At 74.1% G+C, this 14638-nt stretch carries 16 protein-coding genes; 8 read left to right on the plus strand and 8 right to left on the minus strand.

What is annotated here, in order from left to right; translation table 11 throughout:
- The first annotated feature begins 300 nt into the window (after nucleotides 1-300).
- The 5 genes from AB0C33_RS26195 to AB0C33_RS26215 all read left to right on the plus strand — a co-directional run bounded on the left by AB0C33_RS26195 (nucleotide 301) and on the right by AB0C33_RS26215 (nucleotide 5288).
- The gene (locus tag AB0C33_RS26195; protein WP_358292277.1) at nucleotides 301-1977 is read left to right on the plus strand and encodes a protein kinase; all 1677 of its coding nucleotides are present in this window, start codon (nucleotides 301-303) and stop codon (nucleotides 1975-1977) included.
- A 158-nt stretch (nucleotides 1978-2135) separates the two neighbouring features.
- On the plus strand, nucleotides 2136-2309 hold the full coding sequence (locus AB0C33_RS26200; protein WP_352318817.1) for a hypothetical protein: 174 nt from the start codon (nucleotides 2136-2138) through the stop codon (nucleotides 2307-2309).
- Between the two features lie 28 nt (nucleotides 2310-2337).
- Complete coding sequence (locus AB0C33_RS26205; RefSeq protein ID WP_358292280.1) at nucleotides 2338-2862, plus strand: MauE/DoxX family redox-associated membrane protein; 525 nt, start codon at nucleotides 2338-2340, stop codon at nucleotides 2860-2862.
- Nucleotides 2863-2871: 9 nt separating this feature from the next.
- Entirely contained in the window at nucleotides 2872-3399 is a 528-nt protein-coding gene (locus AB0C33_RS26210; protein WP_358292282.1) for a TlpA disulfide reductase family protein, read from the plus strand.
- Nucleotides 3396-5288, plus strand: coding sequence for an ABC transporter ATP-binding protein (locus AB0C33_RS26215; protein WP_358292284.1), 1893 nt, complete (start codon nucleotides 3396-3398; stop codon nucleotides 5286-5288). The genes AB0C33_RS26210 and AB0C33_RS26215 overlap by 4 nt, the downstream gene beginning before the upstream one ends.
- Here AB0C33_RS26215 and AB0C33_RS26220 read toward each other — a convergent pair.
- From AB0C33_RS26220 to AB0C33_RS26235, 4 genes are all read right to left on the minus strand, one after another.
- A complete protein-coding gene (locus tag AB0C33_RS26220) occupies nucleotides 5204-5704 on the minus strand; it encodes a S26 family signal peptidase (protein WP_358292286.1) in 501 nt (166 codons plus the stop codon). The two genes, AB0C33_RS26215 and AB0C33_RS26220, sit on opposite strands and share 85 nt — an antisense overlap.
- Nucleotides 5705-5744: 40 nt before the next feature.
- On the minus strand, nucleotides 5745-5882 hold the full coding sequence (locus AB0C33_RS26225) for a hypothetical protein (RefSeq protein WP_358292288.1): 138 nt from the start codon (nucleotides 5880-5882) through the stop codon (nucleotides 5745-5747).
- 1 nt (nucleotide 5883) lies between these two features.
- A complete protein-coding gene (locus AB0C33_RS26230; RefSeq protein WP_358292290.1) occupies nucleotides 5884-6558 on the minus strand; it encodes a TetR/AcrR family transcriptional regulator in 675 nt (224 codons plus the stop codon).
- 74 nt (nucleotides 6559-6632) lie between these two features.
- The gene (locus AB0C33_RS26235) at nucleotides 6633-7922 is read right to left on the minus strand and encodes a cytochrome P450 (RefSeq protein ID WP_358292293.1); all 1290 of its coding nucleotides are present in this window, start codon (nucleotides 7920-7922) and stop codon (nucleotides 6633-6635) included.
- 207 nt (nucleotides 7923-8129) lie between these two features.
- Between AB0C33_RS26235 and AB0C33_RS26240 the strand changes: the two genes are divergently transcribed.
- Entirely contained in the window at nucleotides 8130-9029 is a 900-nt protein-coding gene (locus tag AB0C33_RS26240; protein WP_358292295.1) for a cation diffusion facilitator family transporter, read from the plus strand.
- Here the strand turns inward: AB0C33_RS26240 and AB0C33_RS26245 are convergent.
- The gene (locus AB0C33_RS26245) at nucleotides 9008-10267 is read right to left on the minus strand and encodes a DUF3500 domain-containing protein (protein ID WP_358292298.1); all 1260 of its coding nucleotides are present in this window, start codon (nucleotides 10265-10267) and stop codon (nucleotides 9008-9010) included. The genes AB0C33_RS26240 and AB0C33_RS26245 overlap by 22 nt on opposite strands.
- 19 nt (nucleotides 10268-10286) lie before the next feature.
- Nucleotides 10287-10994: an FCD domain-containing protein gene (locus tag AB0C33_RS26250; RefSeq protein ID WP_358292300.1), complete on the minus strand. Its 708-nt coding sequence runs from the start codon at nucleotides 10992-10994 to the stop codon at nucleotides 10287-10289.
- 66 nt (nucleotides 10995-11060) lie between these two features.
- Between AB0C33_RS26250 and AB0C33_RS26255 the strand changes: the two genes are divergently transcribed.
- Together AB0C33_RS26255 and AB0C33_RS26260 are read left to right on the plus strand one after the other, a co-directional pair.
- Nucleotides 11061-11945 carry a fumarylacetoacetate hydrolase family protein gene (locus AB0C33_RS26255; RefSeq protein ID WP_358292303.1) on the plus strand — a complete coding sequence of 295 codons (885 nt, stop codon included), beginning with the start codon at nucleotides 11061-11063 and terminating at the stop codon, nucleotides 11943-11945.
- A 17-nt stretch (nucleotides 11946-11962) separates the two neighbouring features.
- Nucleotides 11963-12793, plus strand: coding sequence for an AraC family transcriptional regulator (locus AB0C33_RS26260; RefSeq protein ID WP_358292306.1), 831 nt, complete (start codon nucleotides 11963-11965; stop codon nucleotides 12791-12793).
- On the opposite strand, the gene AB0C33_RS26265 is transcribed toward AB0C33_RS26260, so the two are convergent.
- A complete protein-coding gene (locus AB0C33_RS26265; protein WP_358292308.1) occupies nucleotides 12786-13700 on the minus strand; it encodes an NAD(P)-dependent oxidoreductase in 915 nt (304 codons plus the stop codon). The genes AB0C33_RS26260 and AB0C33_RS26265 overlap by 8 nt on opposite strands.
- Before the next feature lie 89 nt (nucleotides 13701-13789).
- Nucleotides 13790-14515 carry an MgtC/SapB family protein gene (locus AB0C33_RS26270; RefSeq protein ID WP_358292311.1) on the minus strand — a complete coding sequence of 242 codons (726 nt, stop codon included), beginning with the start codon at nucleotides 14513-14515 and terminating at the stop codon, nucleotides 13790-13792.
- Nucleotides 14516-14638: the final 123 nt, after the last annotated feature.

Below are 14638 nucleotides of genomic sequence, written 5' to 3' on the forward strand. Positions count from 1 at the left end.
GTCGCCGAGCAGGAAGGGACCTCCCCGGCCGCCGGCCGGAAGGCGAAGTCCGGCCGCCACGGTGCCAGTGCGCTGAACGGCCCGCTGCCCAAGGAGGCCCGGCGCCCTGCCGGATGGGGACCACCACCAGGCGCCGCCGGACCTGCGGCACGCGGCGCCCCGGCGCCGCCGAGAAGCCGCTCCGACGCCGTCCGGGCAGCCCGGTGGCGACGCAACTCTCGATGGGGTGCTCGGCAGTGACTTGACCCGCTGTGTGTGACTTTGAGGAGATCTTGCCGGCGAACGCTAGGGTGAGATCTTGTGCAGTCGCTCACGCCGGAAGACTTACCTCAAATAGGTCCCTATCGCCTGGTCGGGGTGCTGGGACGAGGCGGTCAGGGAACGGTCTACCTGGGGCACGGGCAGTCCGGCGCGCAGGTCGCGGTCAAGGTGCTGCACGCCGACGCCGCGGCGGACGAGAACGCGCGCCGCCGGTTCCTGCGCGAGGCCGAGGCGGCCCGCCGGGTCGCCGCGTTCTGTACCGCGCGGGTGCTCGACACGGGCCTGGTGGGCGGGCGGCCGTACATCGTCAGCGAGCACATCCCGGGGCCGTCGCTCGACCTGCTGGTCAGGACCGAGGGGCCGCGTTCGGGCAGCGGGCTGGAGCGGCTCGCGGTGGCCACGCTCACCGCGCTGGCGGCCATCCACCGGGCCGGGATCGTCCACCGCGACTTCAAGCCGCACAATGTGATCATGGGTCCCGAAGGGCCCGTGGTGATCGACTTCGGGATCGCCAGGGTGACCGCCCTGACGGCCACGCACAGCGTGGTGGGCACCCCCGTCTACATGGCGCCGGAGCAGTTCGGCGGAGCGCTGGTCACCCCGGCGGCCGACCTGTTCAGCTGGGCGTCCACCATGGTCTACGCGGCCACCGGGCAGCAGGCCTTCCGTGGAGACGCCCTTCCCGCCATCATGCACGCCATTCTGACCCGCGAACCCGACCTGTCGTCCGTGCCGGGGGAGCTGCGTCCGGCGCTGACGGCCTGTCTGGCCAAGGATCCCGCGGCCCGTCCGGACGCCGCCACCCTGGTCCGCCGCCTGACCGGCGACGAGCCTCCCGCCCCGACGGAGCCGTACGGGTCACCTGGATGGGGTGCCCCTCCCCGGCCTCCCCCCGGGGACGGCGGCGGCCGGGCGAAGAGGGTGGGGCTGGCCGTCGGCGCTGGAGCGGTCGCCCTGGTGCTGGCCGTGGTGGGCGTACGGGCCGTGGCCAAGAACGCGGTACGGGGAGCGCTGTTGAGCGACCGGCCCGCCACCACCGCCGCCTCCTCCCTCCAGCCGAGCCCCTCCGACACGCCGGCGCCTTCACAGACGCCCGCCCAGACGCCCTCCCAGACGTCTTCGGAGACGGCGTCGGAGAAGCCGCGCGAGGACCCGTTCACCCCCGCCGACCTCGACAAGGAGAGCACGGACCCGACCCCGATCACCGCCGACGCCCTGCTCCCGCAGTCCTTCACGAGTGCCATGGGGATGCGTTTCAGCCGTAAGGCGGCCGGGGTGGAGGACTGCCCGAGCCCGTGGCCCGTCGCCAGGGTCAAGTCCGCCCTGCGCAAGGCGCGCTGCGACGACATGGCCGTGGGCGTCTACGTCGGCTCCGGCGCCCCGAAGGGACGCGTCATGGTGACCGTCTGGGTCGTCCCGCTGAAGGACTCGGGCCGGGCCCGCGCCGCGTACGCGAGGCTCAAGGACGCCTACGCGCAGGAGTGGGGCATCCGGTGCCCTCAGACCGGTCCGGGGTCGACCGGAATCTGCTACACGTCGAACTGGTGGGACGTGCAGCTGTCCTCGTGGACCGGGCAGCGCGGCCGGTACGTGATCCGCACCCTCGCCGTCCACACGAACCTCACCAGAGCCGCCGCCGCGGCCAAGTGGCTCAAGGACGCCTCGCGCGCGGCGTTCAAGAACTCGGGCCCCCTGGTCCACCAGAACGGGCAGTGAACGACACCGACGGCCTACGTGCGGATAACGATCAGTCCGGAAATGTCAAGATCACTTGCTGCTCAAAGCCATCTCCAGTATCAGCCGATCTCTCCGTTAACTCCGGTCTCTTGCTGGGCGACGTTGATCGCGTAAAGATCCCCACGCAAGGAGCTGCCATGATCCGCGCACTCAACCAGCTGGGAGACCGCCTCCTCGACAAACTCCTCCCCTCGGCGAACGCCTCGGCCGCGTGCTGGACCGACTGGTGCTGCCAGGGCAAGTTCTGCCGGACCTGCTGCTACCACGACTCCAGCGGCACGGTCAGCTGCGGCAGCTTCGACTACTGCTGACGCCTCCTCCCGATCTCCCATGACAGCCATGCAGTACGTCGCGCCGGCCTGCCGGGTGGCGCTGGGCGTCGTCTTCCTGGTCGCGGTGGCCGGCAAGGTGCGCGGCAGGGCCGCGTTCGCCGGGTTCCGCGGGTCCGTGCGCGGCCTGGTACCGCTGGGGCCGCGGGCCGTCACGGCGCTGAGCGGCGCCGTCGTCCTGGCCGAAGGGTGCGTCGTCGTGCTGCTGGCGATCCCCGGGACAGTGCGGGCCGGCGTGCTGCTGGCCGGCACCGTCCTGGTGGGTTTCTGCGCCGGGATCGTCAGGGCGATGCGCTCGGGCGCCACGACGCCGTGCCGGTGCTTCGGCGCCGCCGGGACGCCGCTCGGCGGCCGCCACCTCGTCCGCAACGCCGGGCTGCTCGCGCTGGTCGCCGCCGGGCTCGTGCCGGGGCACGCCGCACCGCATCCGGCGGGCGTCGCCCTGAGCGTGCTGGCCGGCGGCGTCCTCGCCGTCATCGTGATCTTCTTCGACGACCTCGCCGACCTGTTCGCCGCACAACCGCGTCACCCCTGAGGAGCCCGCATGCCCTATCTCGTCGCCGCCGTCGTCATCGTCGGACTGTTGTGCCTGGTGAACCTGGTGCTGACGCTGGCGGTGATCCGCCGCCTGCGCGCGCACACGCTACGGCTGTCGGAGCTGGGGCCGACGCGTCCCCCGACGGTGCAGCCGGGCACGACGATCGGCGAGTTCAGCGCGACGACCGCCGACGGCGGGACCGTGTCGCGCGCGTTCTTCTCGGGGGTCTCCGTGGTGGCGGTGTTCTCCACCGAGTGCGCGTCCTGCCACGAGCTGCTGCCGGAGTTCACGTCCTACCTCGCCGACACGCGTCCCGAGCGGGTGCTGGCCGTCGTCACGGGCGACCCGGACGAGGCCCGGCGGTTCACCCGCGAGCTGACCTCGGCCACCGTCGTCGTGGAGCCGATGGGCGGCCCGGTGAGCAGGGCGTTGCAGGTCTCGCAGTTCCCCAGCTTCTTCCTGGTCGACGGTGACGCGGTGGTCGTGGCGGCCGACACCGCCCCGGGCAGGCTGCCGGCGGTCACCCGCCGATGACCCCTCCCGCCGGGCCCGGCGGCGCCGCCCGGGGACGGCGTGCGCGCGCGGCCGTGGCGCTCGCCTGGCGGGCGCATCCGGCCGCCGTCCTGGGGTCGGGGATCGCGGTGCTGCTCATGGGGCTGGTCCCGGTGGCCGCCGCGTGGCTGACCAAGCTCGTCCTGGACGGCCTGGCCGCCGGGGCGGGGCCCGCCGAGCTGCTGCCGCCGGGCGTGGCCCTCGGCGTGACCGGCCTGGCCGGCGCGGCCCTGCCCGCGGTCGCGGAGTACGCCCAGGAGCAGCTCCGCCGCGCCCTCCAGGTGCTGATCCAGGACCGGCTGTTCCAGGCGGTCAACGCCCATCCGGGGCTGAGCCGGTTCGAGAACCCGGCCTTCCACGACCGCATGCGGCTGGCGCAGGAGGCCGGGCAGAACGCGCCGCAGCGGATCGTCCGCTCGACCCTGGGGATCGCCCAGGGAGCCGTCACCCTCGCCGGGTTCACCGCGGCGCTGGCCGTGCTCGCGCCGGGGATGATCGCCGTCGTGGCGCTCTCCGCGATCCCGTCGGTCCGCGCCCAGCTCGACCTGTCGAGGCGTCGCGCGGGCATGATGTGGGGCGTCAGCTCCAGGACCCGGCGGCAGATCTTCTTCGCCGGCCTGCTCACCAGCCCCGACGCGGCCAAGGAGATCCGCCTGTTCGGCCTCGGCGACCTGCTGCGCGGCCGGATGCTGGCCGAGCTGCGCGCGGTCAACGCCGCCGAGCAGGGGCTGGCCCGCCGGACCCTGCGTACTCAGGGCGCGTTGTCGCTGGTGGGGGCGGCCGTCGCGGCGGCCGGACTGCTCTGGGCGATCATCGCCGCCGCGTCGGGCGCGCTGAGCGTCGGCGACGTCGCCGTGTTCGTCGCGGCCGTGGCCGGGGTGCAGTCGGCGCTGGCGTCGATCGTCGGCCAGTCGGCGGACGCGCACAACGCGCTGCTGATGTTCGGGCACTACCTCGACGTGGTGGCCGACCCGCCCGACCTGCCCGTGCCGCGGCGGCCGCGGCCCGTCCCGGCGTTGCGCGAGGGCATCGAGGTGCGCGACGTCTGGTTCCGGTACGACGACGCCCATCCGTGGGTGCTGCGCGGGGTCGACCTCTTCGTCCCCCGCGGCGGCTCGCTCGCCCTCGTCGGCCTGAACGGCGCGGGCAAGAGCACCCTGGTCAAGCTGATCTGCCGGCTGTACGACCCGGTGCGCGGGTCCATCCTCTGGGACGGCGTCGACCTGCGCGAGACGGACCCCGCCGAGCTGCGCGGCCGCATCGGCGCGGTCTTCCAGGACTACATGTCCTACGACCTGACCGCGGCCGAGAACATCGGCCTCGGCGACGTCGCGGCGATCGGCGACCGGGAGCGGGTCGAGGCCGCCGCCCGGCTGGCCGGCGTCCACGAGACGGTCGCCGGGCTGCCGCGCGGCTACGACACGCTGCTGAGCCGGATCTTCTTCGGCGACCGGGACGACCCCCAGGCCGGAGTGGTGCTGTCCGGCGGTCAGTGGCAGCGCCTGGCGCTGGCCCGCGCCTTGATGCGGAAGGGGCGCGACCTGCTCGTGCTGGACGAGCCGAGCTCCGGCCTGGACGCGCAGGCCGAGCACGCCATCCACCAGAGCCTGCGCCGCCACCGCGCCGGACGCACCAGCCTGCTGATCTCCCACCGGCTGGGCGCGGTCCGGGAGGCGGACGCGATCGTCGTGCTCGCCGAGGGCCGGATCGCGGAGCAGGGCTCGCACGCGGAGCTGATGGCGCTCGGCGGGGAGTACGCGAGCCTGTTCACCCTCCAGGCCCAGGGCTACGAACCGGCCACCCCACCGGACCCGCGGACGGGCGACATCGACCGGACGACGACGCCGAGCACCCGGTCGAACGGCACGTAACCCCACACCCGCGAGTCCTCGCTGACCGGCCCGTCACCCAGGACCACCAGCCGTCCGGCCGGGACCGTGTCGCCCGGCGCCGCCCCCACCCGCCCCGCGACCTCGGGCGGAACCGGGTCGCCCGGCACGGCCACCGCCCGCTTGATGAACCACATGGCCGCCCCCGGCGCCGGCAGCGGCCCGGTGCGCCACTCGCCACCGGGCGGCAACGTCTGCAGCACCACGACCTGACCGCGTCCGACGCCCGCCCCCGTCGTCCTGCGGACGAGCACCCGGTCGCCGGTGCGGTAGGTCGGCAACATGCTCGCCCCGCTGATCCGGACGACGACCAGGCGCCGCCGGGCGACGGCCAGCCCGGCGGCCAGCCCGGCGGCCAGGGCCGCGATCGGGGCCAGCAGGATCAGGACACGCCGCACGACGCCCTCCCAAGTCGATCATCACCGGAGACTGCCGACACTAGCGGCGGATCTCCTCGCCGGACAGCCCGGACAGCCCGGACAGCCCGGACAGCCCGGACAGCCCGGACAGCCCGGACAGCCCGGACAGCCCGGACGGCCCGGACGGCCCGTGTGGCCCGCCGAAGGGGCCGCTCACCTCACGGCCCGGGCCGGCCGGGGTGGTCGAGGCCGGCGGTGAGCTGGTCGATCGCCGTGTCGATGCGCCGTCCGAGCAGGGCGGTGTCCGGCGGCCCCGCGGAGGCCGCGGTCTGCCGGAGCCACTGGTCGAGGACGACGCGCAGCGCCGTCAGGGCCGCGGCCGCGCACAGCAGGGGATAGCCGGTGTCGCCGGGACGCCCGGGGGCGGGGTGGCCGACGTGCTCGGCGATCGCCTCGGCCAGGGCCTGCTCCTGCGCCGCGAGCACGGCCAGTTGCTGCGGCACCAGCGTGGGCGCCGACCGGACGAGCTGCAACGCCCGGACGTGGTCGCGGCCGGCGGCGTCGCTCTCGTTCATGACCGTCAGCACGGCCTCGCGGAATGCCCGCAGGACCGGCTCGGTGCGCGGCCGGGCCCTGAACCGGGCGACGAGCTCCTGCGCGGCGGTGGCCAGCGAGGCCACGACCGCCTCCTCCTTGCTGGAGAAGTAGTTGAAGAACGTGCGCAGCGCGATGTCGGCCTCGCCGGCGATCTGCTCGACGGTCACGTTCTCGACGCCGTGGCGCAGGGCCAGCCGGAGCGCCGCCGCGCGGAGGGCGGCGCGGGTGGCCTGCTTCTTGCGTTCGCGGCGGCCGGGCGACGCGGGCTCCCCGCCGCCCGATGCGAGCTGAACCACCCCGGCCTCCTCTGCCACGGTCCTCATTATGGGCTCCGGCAGGGCGACGGGACTCCGGCGGGCACTGCGCCCGGTCAGGACCAGGCGACCGGCAGGGAGTGCACGCCGAAGATGAGCATCTCGTCGCGCACCGGCACCTGGCCGGCCGGCACGGCCAGCCGCAGGTCCGGCAGGCGCGTGATCAGCTCCGTCAGGCCGATGCGCATCTCCACCCGGGCCAGCTGCTGGCCCAGGCACTGGTGCACGCCGTGCCCGAAGGCCAGGTGCGGGACGCGGGCGCGGTTGACGTCGAACCGGTCGGCGTCGAGCCAGTGGCGGGGGTCGCGGTTGACCTCGGGCGTGGCGATCACGACGGTCGCGCCGGCGGGGAGGTCGGCGCCGCCCAGCGTGACGGGCTCGGTCGTGACGCGGCTGACGCCGAGCTGGATGATGCTCAGGAAGCGCAGCAGCTCCTCGACCGCGTTGTCGACGAGGGAGGGGTCCGCCCGCAGGGCGGCGAGCTGGTCGGGGTGCTCCAGCAGGGCGAACGCGCCCAGTCCCAGCATGTTGGCGGTGGTCTCGTGGCCCGCGCCGAGCAGGACGAGGGCGACGTCCACGAGCTGGGCGTCGGTCAGCGGCGGGTCGGCGTCGTGGACGAGCCCCGACAGCAGGTCGTCGGCCGGCTCGGCGCGCTTGGCGGCCACCAGCCGCTGCATGAACGCGTACAGCTCGACGCCCGCCACCGCCCGCTCCTCGTCGGTGGAGCCGGCGTTCAGCCCGACGGAGGTGCGTTCCTGGAACTCGGCGCGGTCGGCGTAGTCGACGCCGAGCAGCTCGCAGATGACCAGCGACGGCAGCGGCAGCGCGAACGACGGCACGAGGTCGGCCTCCGTGCCGGCCGCCTTCATCGCCTCGATGTGCTCGACCGCGATCTCGGTGACCCGGGCCTCCAGCTCCCGCATGCGCCGGACGGTGAACTGGCCGGTCAGCAGCCGCCGGATGCGCGTGTGCTCGGGCGGGTCCATGAACACGAAGAAGCCGTCCTCGCGGCTCTCGACGGACGGGCCCGCCGGAAGGGCGCCGGCCGCCTGCTCGGCCACCTCGTGCGGTTGCAGCGACGTGGCCTCGCGGTGGCGGACCCGGTCGGCGCTGAAGCGGGCGTCCGACAGGACGGTGCGGGCCTCGTCGAAACCGGTGACCAGCCACGCCCGCGCGCCGTTGAGCAGCTCCACCGGCCGGACCGGGTCCTGGCCGCGCCGCTCCCGCAGGCCCGGCGGCGGGTCGAACGGGCACCCGCCGCGCACGACCAGGTCGGCGGGCAGGATCCGGCGCATCGCCGTGGGACTCGCACCGGGGGAGTCGTCGGTCAGGCTGCGGTCGCTCATCGGCACGTCCTGTTCTCTCGGGTGCGGGCCGTTCCACCCTACAAAGATGCACGACGCGCATCAATGCACGTTGTGCATGTCCATTCGATCGCCGGGTCAAGGTGTGCCCGCGGGCCCACGGGGCAAAGGCACGCATCCGACAGCTCACCCGCACGGGAGGAACGTGATGACGCGACAGCCTGGACGAGTGCCGGTTGCGGGGTCGGCGTGAGCGGTAAGGGGGGCTCGCAGGAGGCGACCTACGCGGCGCTGGCCGCCAACCTGGGGATCGCCGTCACCAAGTTCGTGGCGTTCTTCTTCACCGGTTCGTCCTCGATGCTCGCCGAGGGCATCCATTCCTTCGCCGACTCGGGCAACCAGGGGCTGCTGCTGCTCGGCCAGTCCCGCGCCAAGCGCGGGCCCACCCCGTCCCATCCCTTCGGCCACGGGCGCGAGCGGTACTTCTACGCCTTCCTGGTCTCCGTCGTGCTGTTCTTCGGCGGCGGCCTGTTCGCCCTGTACGAGGGTTACGAGAAGATCAGCCACCCGAAGCCGCTGGAGAGCTGGCCGTGGGCGATCGGGGTGCTGGTGGGCGCGATCGTCATGGAGGGGCTGTCCCTGCGCACGGCGGTGCGCAACGCCAACCGGGCCCGCGGGGGCCGGTCGTGGCTGCGCTACATCCGCGAGGCCAAGGCCCCCGAGCTGCCCGTGGTCCTGCTGGAGGACACCGCCGCCCTGCTCGGGCTGGCCTTCGCCCTCATCGGGGTCACGCTCACGCTGGTCGTCGGCGACCCGGTCTACGACGGCATCGGCTCGATCGCCATCGGCGTGCTCCTGATCATCGTGGCTGTCACCCTGGCCACCGAGACCAAGAGCATGATCATCGGTGAGTCGGCGTCGCCGGAGGTCCAGCGGGCCATAGAGGAGGCCCTGCGCGAGGACGACGCCGTCGCCTCCTTCACCCGCCTGCGCACCCTGCACCTGGGCCCGGAGGAGCTGCTCGTGGCCGCCCGGGTCACCGTCGCCGAGCAGGGGGACGCCGTGGCCGAGGCGCTGGCCAAGGCCGAGCGGCGCATCCGCGAACGCGTCCCGATGTCCACGGTCGTCTACCTGCAGCCCGAGCCCTGACCCTGCTGCCACTGCCGCACCCACGAGCGGCCGTAGTCGTTGCCGTGCGGCGTGCGCAGCACGGTGTGGACGTGGAACGGCTTGGGCGTGTCGTAGTCGAGGAAGACGCCGCGGTGGTGGTCGAGCTCGGCGACGATCACCGGTGACTGCAGCCGGTAGTAGAAGACGTCGCCCGGCCGGTGGCCGCCGATCCAGCAGAACCAGGTCTCGTCGAGGTGCGCCGCGATCTCGCGCAGCCGGGCGGCGCGCGGCCCCGCCGGGAGCAGGCCGACGAACGACTCGGCGACGGCCAGCGCGTGCTCCCGGGCCGCCGCGGGCATGGCGGCGACCCGCACGCCCTCGAACGGGATCACGCGGTTGTCCTGGAACGCCCCGGCCAGGTGGCGTTCGTCTCCCGGGTGCACCCGTCCCTCGGGCATCGCCGGGTCGACCATGTGCTCGTAGACGACGGCCTGCCGGCGCTGCTCCTCCGGCAGGGCGGCCATCAGCCGCAGGCCGCGGGCGACCCGGTCGGCGAACAGGTCGCGCAGGCCGGCGTGCGGACCGGCGTCGATCTCGTCGGGCTCGGCGCCGAGGAACACCGGCGACAGCGCCATGCGGCCCTCGACGACCAGGCAGTTGAGCGCGCAGTGGTGGCCGTAGAGCTGCCAGCCCCAGGGGGCCCGCGGGTCAGGCGTGCCGTAGAGGGCGAAGTTGTAGCTGAACTCGTTGAGTATCGTCTCCAGGCCGACCACCTCGCCCAGGAAGCCGTTGACCCGCATCACCGCGCGGACGAGCCGGCCGCCCTCGGGCGAGAGCGAGGCGCCCACCAGCGCCAGCGCCTTCTCCCTGACGGCCGGAGCTCGCAGGTCCAGCCGCAGGCCGGTGTCGAACTGCATGAACTCCGGGTTGGCCCAGGTCTGCCACGCCACGTCGTCGGCGTCGTGCGAGAGGCGTTCGCGGTCCTCGTCGTCGAGGCAGGCCAGCAGGTCGCGGGCGGCCGACACCATCGCGGCGACCGGCGCCTGCTCGCCGGGGGCGGCCGGGGTCAGCGGGTACAGGCCGTCCCGCAGGACGCCGTCCTCGGTGACGCCGCGGAAGTCGTTGCCGTACAGCGGGGTCCAGCCCTCGATCAGGCCGCCGGTGAACGTCCCCGGTCTCCTGGCCAGCTCGCGGTAGGCGTAGGGGTCGAGGCCGCGTACGCCGGCCAGCCGCGGGTGGTCGTGCGGGAACAGGTACTGGCGGAACTCGCCGGACATGAGGGCTCTCCGGTCTGTCTCAGACGGTGGTGTTGTGCCGGGCGACGGCGGCCCGTACGGCGCTCTCGTCGCCGGCCGCGATCGCCTCGACCAGGTCGGCGTGGATCTGGTGGCGCAGCTCGCGGTAGCCGGCGCCGGCCGCGTCGTCGGGACGCGCGGACGCGGCGCCCAGATGGCCGAGCGTGCCGAGGTAGACGGCCCGGGCCATGGCGTTCGGGCTGATGGCGGCGATGCGCTCGTGCAGGGCCCAGTTGGCGCGCATGAAGGCGTCCCAGCCGGGCGCGGCGCGCAGCCGCCGCAGCAGGCGGCGCAGGTCGGCGACGTCCCGGCGGGTGCGGTGGCGGGCGGCGCCGACGTCGATCAGCTCCTCCAGGTGGTCGCGCAGCTCGACGGCGTCGGCGACGGTGCCCGGCTCCTCGGCGACGCCGAGCAGGGTGTGCCGCAGCCGCACCACCGGGCCGGGGTCGGCGACGAACAGCCCGCCGCCGCGGCCCGGCCGGATCTCCAGCACCCCACGGTCGCGCAGCAGCCGGACGGCCTCGCTGACCGTGGCGTAACCGAGGCCCGTCTCCGCGCGCAGCGCCTCCAGCGTGCCGACCGGCTCCCCGGGACCCAGCCCGCGCGACCTGATCCGCTCGTCGAGCGCGGCGGCCAGCCGCTCGGCCCGCGTGCCCGCGCCCTGCCCGAGCGCGGCGGCCGGTTGTCCGGGGGAGGAGGAGTAGGGCATAGTCCGGATCCAACCATAAAACCTGCGAACCTTTGGCAGGTTTTCGCCGCCGTGAGGAGATGAGCGATGAGGATCGTCGGGATCCGCCGGCACGCCGCCGGGGGCGTCGAGGCCGGCGCGTTGTCGGCCGACGGGGCCGAGGTCACCGTGCTCGCCCCGCTGGAGCGGTTCTGGGCCGGCGCGGCCGCCTTCCTGGCCCGCGAGCCGGCCGGCGAGCGGCTCCCGGTCGCGTCGGTCACCCTCGTGCCGCCGGTGCTGCCGGAGGCCCGGGTGATCTGTATCGGGCTGAACTACCTCAGGCACGTCGCCGAGGGCTCCTACGCGGGGGAGGGCGTGCCGCCGCACCCGACGCTGTTCGCCCGCTGGACGCGGTCGCTGACCGTGGGCGGCGTCCCGGTGCCGGTGCCCTCGGGCGAGGACGGCCTGGACTGGGAGGGCGAGGTGGTCGCGTACGTCGGCGCGCCGCTGGTGGACGCGGACCCGGAGGAGGCGCTGGCCGCGGTCGCCGGCTACTCGGTCTTCAACGACCTCACCGCGCGTAGGGCGCAGAAGCTCACCAGCCAGTGGATCCTCGGCAAGAACGCCGACCGGTCCGGCCCGCTCGGCCCGCTGGTGCCCGCGTCCGAGGTCGGTGACCTGCGCGACGGGCTGCGGGTGCGGACCCGGGTGAACGGCGAGGTCGTCCAGGACGGGCGTACCGACGAGATGGTCTACGGCGTCGGCGACACGCTCGCCCTGATCTCGCGCACGTTCACGCTGCGGCCCGGCGACCTGCTGGCCACCGGCACCCCCGCCGGGGTCGGCTACGCGCGCACCCCGCCGTGGCTGCTGCGGCCCGGCGACGTCGTCGAGGTCGAGGCCGAACGCCTCGGCAGCGTGCGCAACCCGATCGTCGGCAACGACGCGCGGGCGCTGACGGGCGCCCGAGGGGTGACCGCGCCGGAGGGGTGAAGCGCGACACTGGGGTGGTGGAGACACGACCTGTCCGCGGCGGGGCGGGGCGGCCGGGGCACCGGTTGCGCTTCGGCCCGGCCGCCGAGGGCATCGAGCGGCTGGCGGCCTCGCTCGTCGGCGAGGCGTTCGCGCCCCACCGCCACGACACGTACGCGATCGGCGTCACGCTCGCCGGCGTGCAGACCTTCCGCTACCGCGGCGAGCTGCGGCGATGCCTGCCGGGGGAGTGGCACGTCCTGCACCCCGACGAGCTGCACGACGGGGCCGCGGGCACCGACGCGGGCTTCGGCTACCGGATCTTCTACGTCGACCCGTACCTGATCCAGGAGGCGCTGGGCGGCCGGCCGCTGCCGTTCGTCGCCGACCCCGTCGTGCGGCCGGAGGGGATGTCGCCGGCGCTGCTCGCCTGGCTGCGGCACCTGGACGAGCCCCTGGAGGAGCTGGCCCGGCTGGAGGTCGCGCTGCTGGTCGCGGCGGCCCTGGAGCGTCACGCCGACGTCCCCGTCCGGCGGCGGCGCGATCCCCTCGCGATCGAGGCGCTGGCACGGGTGCGCGAGCTCATCGCCGCCGACCCCGCGACCCGGCACCCGGTGGCCGAGTTCGAACGCGTCTCGGGGCTCGACCGCTGGACGATCGCCCGCCAGTTCCGCGCCGTCTTCGGCACCAGCCCGACCCGGTACCGGACGATGCGGCAGCTGGACGTGGCCCGGCGGGCGATGAGCGGCGGCCTGCCGCTGCGGGAGGCCGCGCTGCGGGCGGGCTTCGCCGACCAGAGCCACCTGACCCGCATGTTCAAGCGCGCCTACGGACTCACCCCCGGCGAATGGACCACCGCCCTCACCTGACGCCCGGCGCGTCCACCCCTGTGCTCACCTGACGCCCGTCGGTCCTGGCCTCGATCGCGCGGATCACGGCCACCATGTCGAGCGTGCCGTGCCCGAGCGCCAGGGTCTCGGCGAACAGCGCGTGGCAGACGTCGATCAGCGGCGAGGCCACGCCCGACGCCCGCGCCGCCCCGGCGATGAGCCGGTTGTTCTTCAGCACGTCGGCGATGGCCGCTTGGGCGGCGAGGTCGCCGTCCAGCAGCTTGCGGACCTTCCCCCGCGACACGTCGCTGGCCATCGGGCCCGAGTCGAGCACCTGGGCGAACCTGTCCAGGTCCAGGCCGTGCCGGGCGGCGAAGTGCGCGGCCTCGGCCAGGCCGCTGACCATGGTGATCAGGAAGATGTTCACCGCCAGCTTCATCAGCAGCCCGCCGGGCACCGGGCCGCACGCGATCGTCCCGGCGCACATCGGCGCGAGCAGGGGGCCCACCTCCTCGACCGCCGCGGGCTCGCCGGCCAGCATCGCCACCAGCCGCCCGGCCTCGGCCGGGCCGCGCGAGCCCGACACGGGCGCCTCGACGTAGTCGCCGCCGGCCGCCCGCACCGCCGCGCCCAGGTCCGCCGACCACGCCGGGGACGTCGTGCCCATGTGCACCACGATCCGCCCGGCCACCATGGACGCGAACCGCGGCGTGCCGCGCCCGAGCACCGCGTCCACGGCGGCCTCGTCGGCCAGCATGAGCAGCACGACCCTGGCCCGCGCGAACACCTCGTCCGGGCTCGCCGCCACGTGCGCGCCGGCCGCCCGCAGCGGCTCGCACCCGGCCGCCGTACGGTTCCAGACCACGACCGGCGTGCCCGCCCGCACCAGGTTGAGCGCCATGGGCCGGCCCATGATCCCCAGTCCGATGAATCCCGTTCCGGCCATCCGTCCTCCCGCTCCGCGTGTCCCGCCGTCACCGTTGTAGCGGCAGGGACCGGCTCCGGTCTTGAACGGTTGTGCGGCCCGCGCCGGCGTCAGGGCGTGGTGACGTCGAGGTCGACGCTGGAGACGCCGAGCACGCCGTCGATCTCCAGCAGCTCGGTGACCAGCACCTCGACCGGCCCCGGGCCCTGGACGACGAGCCAGATCGAGATCGACTCCCGGTCCTTGGGCGGCTGGTCGCGTTCGAGGGTGAGCTCGGCGATGACGAAACCCCTGTCGCTGCACAGCGCGAGCACCCGCCGGAGGGCGCCGTGGCGGTCGAGGTAGGTCAGGTGCAGGCGCGACTGGGCGTACTTGGAGCGGGGGAGCCGGGCGCTGAGCGGGGTGAAGGCGAACAGGACCAGGAAGTGGCCGGCGGTGACGGCGACCGCCAGCAGCCACAGTCCGGCCCCGGCGGCCATGCCGACCGCGCAGGTCAGCCAGACCACCGCGGCGGTGGTGAGCCCGCGCACCGCGTCCCGGCGGACGAAGATCAGGCCGCCGCCGATGAACCCGATGCCCGACACGATCTGCGCGGCCACCCGGGACGGGTCGAGCGTGACGTGCTCACCCAGGACGTCGGCGAAGCCGTACTTGGACACCAGCATGATCAGGGCCGAGGCGAAGCCGACCAGCGTGTGGGTGCGCAGGCCGGCGCTCTTCTGGCGGATCTCGCGTTCGAGCCCGATGGCGGCCGACAGCAGCAGGGCCAGACCCAGTTCTCCCAGCTGGGTCCATCCTTGTCCGGCCAGTGCCGTCGTGGCGAACGCCGTCCCCATTTGCCCAGATGTCCCCGGCGTGCGGGGGTCTCACACCTTGCCAGCGAGAAGTTAGTTGCCTGACTTAGTTTCTGTGCTACGGTTCTTCTTAGTCAGGCAACTAACTAATGATTGAGGAGAACC

The sequence above is a fragment of the Nonomuraea sp. NPDC048881 genome, assembly GCF_040649795.1.
In the GTDB taxonomy this organism is placed as follows: domain Bacteria; phylum Actinomycetota; class Actinomycetes; order Streptosporangiales; family Streptosporangiaceae; genus Nonomuraea.

Excerpts from the sequence above, each read along its gene's own strand:
- AB0C33_RS26200 (WP_352318817.1), top strand. The coding sequence starts at position 2,136 with ATGATCCGCGCACTCAACCAGCTGGGAGACCGCCTCCTCGACAAACTC.
- AB0C33_RS26205 (WP_358292280.1), top strand. The coding sequence starts at position 2,338 with ATGCAGTACGTCGCGCCGGCCTGCCGGGTGGCGCTGGGCGTCGTCTTC.
- AB0C33_RS26210 (WP_358292282.1), top strand. The coding sequence starts at position 2,872 with ATGCCCTATCTCGTCGCCGCCGTCGTCATCGTCGGACTGTTGTGCCTG.
- AB0C33_RS26215 (WP_358292284.1), top strand. The coding sequence starts at position 3,396 with ATGACCCCTCCCGCCGGGCCCGGCGGCGCCGCCCGGGGACGGCGTGCG.
- AB0C33_RS26235 (WP_358292293.1), bottom strand. The coding sequence starts at position 7,922 with ATGAGCGACCGCAGCCTGACCGACGACTCCCCCGGTGCGAGTCCCACG.
- AB0C33_RS26245 (WP_358292298.1), bottom strand. The coding sequence starts at position 10,267 with ATGTCCGGCGAGTTCCGCCAGTACCTGTTCCCGCACGACCACCCGCGG.
- AB0C33_RS26250 (WP_358292300.1), bottom strand. The coding sequence starts at position 10,994 with ATGCCCTACTCCTCCTCCCCCGGACAACCGGCCGCCGCGCTCGGGCAG.
- AB0C33_RS26255 (WP_358292303.1), top strand. The coding sequence starts at position 11,061 with ATGAGGATCGTCGGGATCCGCCGGCACGCCGCCGGGGGCGTCGAGGCC.
- AB0C33_RS26265 (WP_358292308.1), bottom strand. The coding sequence starts at position 13,700 with ATGGCCGGAACGGGATTCATCGGACTGGGGATCATGGGCCGGCCCATG.
- AB0C33_RS26270 (WP_358292311.1), bottom strand. The coding sequence starts at position 14,515 with ATGGGGACGGCGTTCGCCACGACGGCACTGGCCGGACAAGGATGGACC.